Annotated in this window: 7 protein-coding genes and 4 tRNA genes; all 11 read left to right on the top strand. The window is 36.2% G+C overall.

The features are described 5' to 3' along the window. The first annotated feature begins 36 nt into the window (after positions 1-36). Complete coding sequence (locus HRT72_06790) at positions 37-1,581, top strand: alanine:cation symporter family protein (protein ID NQY67411.1); 1,545 nt, start codon at positions 37-39, stop codon at positions 1,579-1,581. A gap of 36 nt (positions 1,582-1,617) precedes the next feature. Next, positions 1,618-2,499 carry a helix-hairpin-helix domain-containing protein gene (locus HRT72_06785; protein ID NQY67410.1) on the top strand — a complete coding sequence of 294 codons (882 nt, stop codon included), beginning with the start codon at positions 1,618-1,620 and terminating at the stop codon, positions 2,497-2,499. Between the two features lie 148 nt (positions 2,500-2,647). Next, complete coding sequence (locus HRT72_06780) at positions 2,648-3,106, top strand: hypothetical protein (GenBank protein NQY67409.1); 459 nt, start codon at positions 2,648-2,650, stop codon at positions 3,104-3,106. Positions 3,107-3,166: 60 nt separating this feature from the next. After that, positions 3,167-4,309 (top strand): acyl-CoA dehydrogenase family protein, encoded by a 1,143-nt coding sequence (locus HRT72_06775; protein ID NQY67408.1) that lies wholly within the window; start codon positions 3,167-3,169, stop codon positions 4,307-4,309. Between the two features lie 51 nt (positions 4,310-4,360). After that, positions 4,361-4,552, top strand: coding sequence for a 30S ribosomal protein S21 (locus HRT72_06770; protein NQY67407.1), 192 nt, complete (start codon positions 4,361-4,363; stop codon positions 4,550-4,552). A gap of 33 nt (positions 4,553-4,585) precedes the next feature. After that, positions 4,586-5,467 carry a tyrosine-type recombinase/integrase gene (locus HRT72_06765; GenBank protein ID NQY67406.1) on the top strand — a complete coding sequence of 294 codons (882 nt, stop codon included), beginning with the start codon at positions 4,586-4,588 and terminating at the stop codon, positions 5,465-5,467. Between the two features lie 119 nt (positions 5,468-5,586). After that, positions 5,587-5,660: transfer RNA gene (locus HRT72_06760), tRNA-Thr, on the top strand. Between the two features lie 26 nt (positions 5,661-5,686). Then, positions 5,687-5,768: transfer RNA gene (locus HRT72_06755), tRNA-Tyr, on the top strand. 37 nt (positions 5,769-5,805) lie between these two features. Continuing rightward, a tRNA-Gly gene (locus HRT72_06750) sits at positions 5,806-5,879 on the top strand. A 37-nt stretch (positions 5,880-5,916) separates the two neighbouring features. Beyond that, positions 5,917-5,988: transfer RNA gene (locus tag HRT72_06745), tRNA-Thr, on the top strand. A 56-nt stretch (positions 5,989-6,044) separates the two neighbouring features. Beyond that, on the top strand, positions 6,045-6,333 hold a 289-nt coding region (tuf, locus tag HRT72_06740), incomplete at its 3' end, for an elongation factor Tu (protein NQY67405.1).

Below are 6,333 nucleotides of genomic sequence, written 5' to 3'. Positions count from 1 at the left end.
GATATTGTTAAAAATCAATTGGAAAACTAGTGGTTCATGAGAACAAGCAGAATCTTACTGATTGCTATTCTTTGTCTCGTTTCAACTATTTCCTTCTCGAATGTTGAATCTAATGAGCCATCGTTTATAGAAAGCATTGATTATGGTATCAATAGCATTGTTGGTCCTTTTTCCGATGCAATTGTTTCAATTATATTTTGTTCTGTTGAATTGTTTGGAGAGAATGTTCCTCTTGTAGTTGTATGGTTAATGGTGGGAGCGTTAGTCTTTACCGTTTATTTGAAGTTTATTAATATAAGAGGGTTTCGTCTGGCAATTGATATCGTACGTGGTAAGTATACCAATCCTAATGATAAAGGGGAAGTTTCCCATTTTCAAGCCTTAACTACTGCTCTTTCTGCAACTGTGGGTTTAGGTAACATTGCTGGAGTAGCCGTGGCTATATCGATAGGTGGACCGGGAGCCACTTTTTGGATGATCATTGCAGGATTGCTCGGGATGTCTTCGAAATTTGTTGAATGTACATTAGGGGTGAAGTATAGAGTTGTTAAGGAAAATGGGGATGTGTCAGGTGGACCTATGTATTACTTGAAAAGAGGATTTGAGAAAAAAGGAAATGGATGGGCTAAGATTGGATATGGATTAGCGATTTTCTTTGCTTTAATGGGAATTCTTGGATCGTTTGGTGGTGGTAATATGTTTCAGATCAATCAAGCAACCCAACAGTTTGTTAATCTTCCTATGTTTTCTTCGGCAGACTTCGTAACGAATTCTTTATTATTTGGAGTCGTCTTAGCTGTTATTGTAGGCGTTGTAATAATCGGGGGGATTAAGAGTATCGCTAAAGTAACAGATAAAATCGTCCCCGTTATGTGCGGCATTTATTGCCTAACAGCATTAGTCGTTCTGTTTTCAAATTTCGAGGAAATCCCAAATGCTTTTGCCAAAATAATTAATGGTGCTTTTTCTGCGGAGGGTATAAGCGGAGGGGTAGTAGGGGTTTTGATACAAGGCTTTAAACGGGCTGCTTTTTCGAATGAGGCTGGAGTTGGATCTGCCGCTATTGCACACTCTGCGGTAAAAACGAAGGAGCCTATTACAGAGGGCTTAGTCTCTTTATTAGAGCCTTTTATAGATACTGTTATTGTTTGTACGATGACTGCTTTAGTTATAGTAATAACGGGTGTGTACGATGATCAATCAGGTATGAGTGGTATCGAAATGACTTCTTCTGCATTCGAAAGTGTATTTCCATGGTTCAAGTTTATTCTGACATTAGCGGTTGTAATGTTTGCCTTTTCGACTATGATCTCGTGGTCGTATTATGGACTTAAGTGTGTTACTTTCCTCTTTGGAGATTCAAAAAAAGTAGAATTGGGTTATAAAATTATATTCTGTCTAATAATAGTTGTTGGCTCTGTCTTAAGTTTAGATAAAGTTATTGGAATTTCAGATGCGGCTATTTTTGCAATGTGTATCCCTAACGTTTTAGGAATGTTCGTATTGCTACCAGAAATCAAACGGGACCTTGATAGTTTTTTAAGTCGAATTAAATCAGGTGAAATAAAAAGCTATAAATAATTATATTTTCTCAATCTCAGACAATTCTCATCTCATATGTCAAACAAATTTATCGATTCTTATTTTTTTTATTCTAACAGAGAGAAACAAGGTGTAATAGCTCTAGTAATATTAATAATACTGTTAGTAGTGTTTTTGTTTTTCCGTTCGAATATGGAGCCGAAAATTAGCTATGAAACGGATGTTGATTCATTAATTCATAAAGTTGAATCTGTTCCTCATAATATTGAAGAAGTTATAGGTAAACAAAAGAAGCAGACGCTTTTTGAATTTAACCCCAACGGTTTGTCGATTGAAGATTGGAAAAGACTTGGTCTATCGGAAAAACAAGCAATGGTGATTAAGAAGTACGAAGAAAAAGGTGGTGTGTTTAGAAAACCTAAGGACCTAAAAAAAATGTACAGTATTTCTATTCAGAAATATGATGAGTTAAAGGGGTTTATAAGAATACCTCCAAAGGAGGCTAAAGTGAGGATAGTACCCTCGATTAAAGAAAGGAATAAGGTTGTTCAGGTAATTGATATAAATAGGTGTGATACAACTAGCTTGAAAAGCCTAAAGGGTATAGGAACAGTGTTTTCAAAACGGATAATTAAGTATCGTGAACTTTTGGGGGGATATGATCATATTGACCAGTTAAGGGAAGTGTACGGTATAGATTCTACGCTATTCTCAGCCATCGTTCCTTATGTTAAGGTTGAAAGTCATCGAATTACTCAAATTGATTTGAGAAAAGTTTCCATAAAGGGACTGGCTGGTCATCCTTACTTAAGCTATAATCAATCTAGAGCTTTATGCAACTATTATCAAACCCATCCTAATATGTCTACTATTGACGACTTGTTGAGTATTAAAATATTAGATACCTTGACTTTTGAAAAAATAAAGCCTTATCTGATTCTTGGTAAAGCTCTGTAGATTCAACTATATCAGATTTTCTACGTATTAATTCGTACGGTGTAGATATACTTACAAGGTGTTAGTTGTGTTCTTGCTAGCCCTATTCCTTAGCCTCCTTAGCTTAGTAAATTATTTTTGCATTGTTACTCATTTAATATTTAGTGTTATGAAAAATTCAGATTTCACAATTATATCGTTGGTCGTAAAGAGGAAAATTGCAGAGGCTTCATTATATCTTGAGGTTATTCAACGAAATGCAAATTCATTAATAAAAAATCAAAAGGGGATACACGATCAAATGTTAAAAACAAGCCGAAAAGACATCGATTCAAATATTTCAAAATCGCTAAATAGTTTATCTAATTTTCAAAAAACGAATGCTTTAATAAAAAGGGTACAGCAAATAATGCAGACATGTACATATTGGAGAACAGTTCAGAAGTTTTTGCCAGTTGTGATTGTATCTGAGAATAATCTTCAAACAGAGGAAATCAATGAATATGTTATGGTTCCTATGAATATTGAAATCAGACTCTTAAAGCGTTTAAAGCAAGGCTTTAGTGAGATTGGGCAACAATCGTTATCAAACTTTATTCATAACGAATTACTTGTATTGAAGTCTTAAGGGAAACTTTTCTTAACTTTTCGAAGTATGCACAATTACCTACTAATTATATAGAGTCACATGAATTTTGAACTTTCCGAGAATCAGCAGATGGTCGCTGATATGATAAAAAAGTTTGGCGATAAACATATTCGTCCAAATATTATGAAATGGGACGAGAGTCAAGAGTTCCCTATACCTCTGTTTAAAGAGTTAGGGAAGTTAGGCTTGATGGGGGTTCTTCTTCCTGAAGAATATGGAGGATCAGGGTTTAACTATAAAGAATATGTCACAGTAATTTCAGAAATTTCAAAAATTGATGGCTCAATAGGTTTATCTGTAGCAGCTCATAACTCACTTTGTTCTGGGCATATTTACCAGTTTGGAAACGACGAGCAGAAGAAGAGATGGCTTCCTAAGTTGGCTTCTGCCGAGTGGATTGGAGCCTGGGCATTAACTGAGCCTTCTTCTGGATCAGATGCTGGCGGTATGATTTCTACAGCTAAGCAAGATGGCGATCATTGGATTTTAAACGGTACCAAAACTTTCATTACGCATGGAATATCTTCAGATGTAGCTGTAGTAATTATTAGAACCGGAGAGAAAGGAGATTCTCATGGCATGACCGCCTTTGTTGTAGAGAGAGGTGTAGAAGGTTTTGAGGGTGGAAAAAAATTAGATAAGCTCGGTATGAGGGCCTCTGAAACATCAGAAATTATTTTCACGAATTGCCGTGTGCATAAGGACAATGTAATTGGTGAAGTTGGTGAAGGGTTTGTTCAGGCATTGAAGCTTTTAGAAGGAGGTAGGATCTCTATAGCAGCATTAGGTTTGGGGATAGCTAAGGGTGCATACGAGGCGTCTGTTAAGTACTCTAAGGATAGAGTGCAATTTGGAAAACCAATTTCTTCCTTTCAAGGAATTTCGTTTAAACTTGCTGAAATGTTGATGAAAATTGAAGCATCCGAATTGCTAATCTATAAAGCAGCTGATCTGAAAGATAAGGGCCATAAGATTATAAAGGAATCAGCGATTGCAAAATGTTATGCTGGAGATGTGGCAGTAGATGTTTCTAATGAAGCAGTTCAAATATTTGGAGGATATGGCTATACTAAAGAGTTTCCCGTAGAGAAATTTTATAGAGATTCGAAGTTGTGCACAATTGGTGAGGGAACAACGGAAATACAAAAGATGGTAATAGCTAAACAAATATTGAAAGACTAGTTCATAAGTCGAAAAAAAATATTTACATTTGCGCCACTCAAAAATCGAGATATGTTAATTATACCAGTAAAAGAAGGAGAACCAGTAGAAAGAGCCTTAAAGAGATTTAAGAAGAAATTCGAAAAAACTGGCGTGATGAAGCAAGTGCGAGAGCGAAAGCAATTCACAAAAAAATCGGTTATCCTTAGAAAAGAGAAAGCTAAAGCTGCATACGTACAAGGGTTGAGACAGGCCGAGGAATAGAGTACTTTAGTAAAGTATTTCTCGTTTTGTTTTATGTATAAGAAAGAATTTCTAGATTATCTTAGAGTAGAAAAGCGTTATTCGCAACGCACTATTGTATCGTACCAGACAGATTTAAATCAGTTTAGTTCGTATTTGGAAAGCTGCTTTGAAATCACCGAAATAAATACTGTTAGTCACGTTATGATCCGTAGTTGGATTGTTGAGTTAATCGAACGTGTAATATCAACAAAGACTGTAAATCGAAAGATTGCCACACTTAATACATATTTTAAATATTTATTGAGAATGGAAATAGTAACATCGAATCCGATGTTAAAAATTACTGCGCCTAAAATGTCGAAGAAGCTACCTGTCTTCGTCGAAGAGGAAGCAATGATTAATTTGTTGGAGGAATTGGAATTTCCTGATAATTTTAATGGAGAACTCGATCGGTTAATATTAGAATTGTTTTATTCTACAGGCATTAGGTTGTCCGAGTTGATAAATATTAAGGCTGTAGATGTAAGTAATTATGGCTCTACAATTAAAGTATTAGGTAAGAGAAACAAGGAAAGGATAATACCAATTGGTAAGTCATTGCTCATTCTGATCAATAATTATATTAGAGAGAAGATAAAATTAAACCTCCTGCAAAGTGAGTTTTTGCTTCAAGATGAGAAAGGAAAGAAATTATATGAGAAAAAAGTTTACCGTATTGTAAATAAATATTTAAATATGGTTACCACTTTGTCTAAAAAAAGCCCGCATGTTTTGAGGCACACGTTTGCAACTCACATGTTGAATAATGGAGCGGACATAAACGCAATCAAGGAGTTACTGGGTCACGCTAATTTGTCAGCAACTCAGATTTATACTAAGAATTCGGTAGAACGTTTGAAGAATGTTCACAAGCAAGCTCATCCGCGTGGCTAGAAAAGTGAAAACATCTAATAAATTAATTTGAGAAGCTTTGGTTATATACAAATGTTTTATACATTTGCACTCCTTTTTTTTAGGGGAAAGGTATGCGTGAAAGCATAAGAAAATAATGTGCCGATGTAGCTCAGCTGGCTAGAGCAGCTGATTTGTAATCAGCAGGTCGGGGGTTCGACTCCCTCCATCGGCTCACGTTCTTTTTAAGATGAAAGAGTAGGGGAGATACTCAAGCGGTCAACGAGGACAGACTGTAAATCTGTTGGCTACGCCTTCGAAGGTTCGAATCCTTCTCTCCCCACAACACATTGTCAATAATGGATATTATTTGATTATAAGCGGGAGTAGCTCAGTTGGCTAGAGCATCAGCCTTCCAAGCTGAGGGTCGCCGGTTCGAATCCGGTTTCCCGCTCATATTCAAGTATACCCTATGTAGATGAATTGAATTAGCCGACGTAGCTCAGGGGTAGAGCGTTTCCTTGGTAAGGAAGAGGTCATGGGTTCAATTCCCATCGTTGGCTCATTATAGTATGTGTAATTTTGAATAATAAATAATTAACGATTAAAACTAAGAAACATGGCTAAAGCTAATTTCGAACGTACCAAACCACATGTAAACATTGGTACGATTGGTCACGTTGACCACGGTAAGACAACTTTGACGGCAGCGATTTCAAAAGTATTAGCGGGTAAAGGGTTAGCAGAAGTAACCGATTTTTCCGCTATCGATAACGCTCCGGAAGAAAAAGAAAGAGGTATCACTATTGCAACATCTCACGTTGAATATGATTCACCTGCTAGACATTATGCTCATGTTGATTGTCCGGGACACGCAGATTATATAAAAAATATGATTACGGGCGCAG

This window comes from Flavobacteriales bacterium, from assembly GCA_013214975.1.
Taxonomy (GTDB): Bacteria; Bacteroidota; Bacteroidia; order DT-38; family DT-38; genus DT-38.
This window is presented reverse-complemented; position numbering and strand designations above follow the sequence as displayed.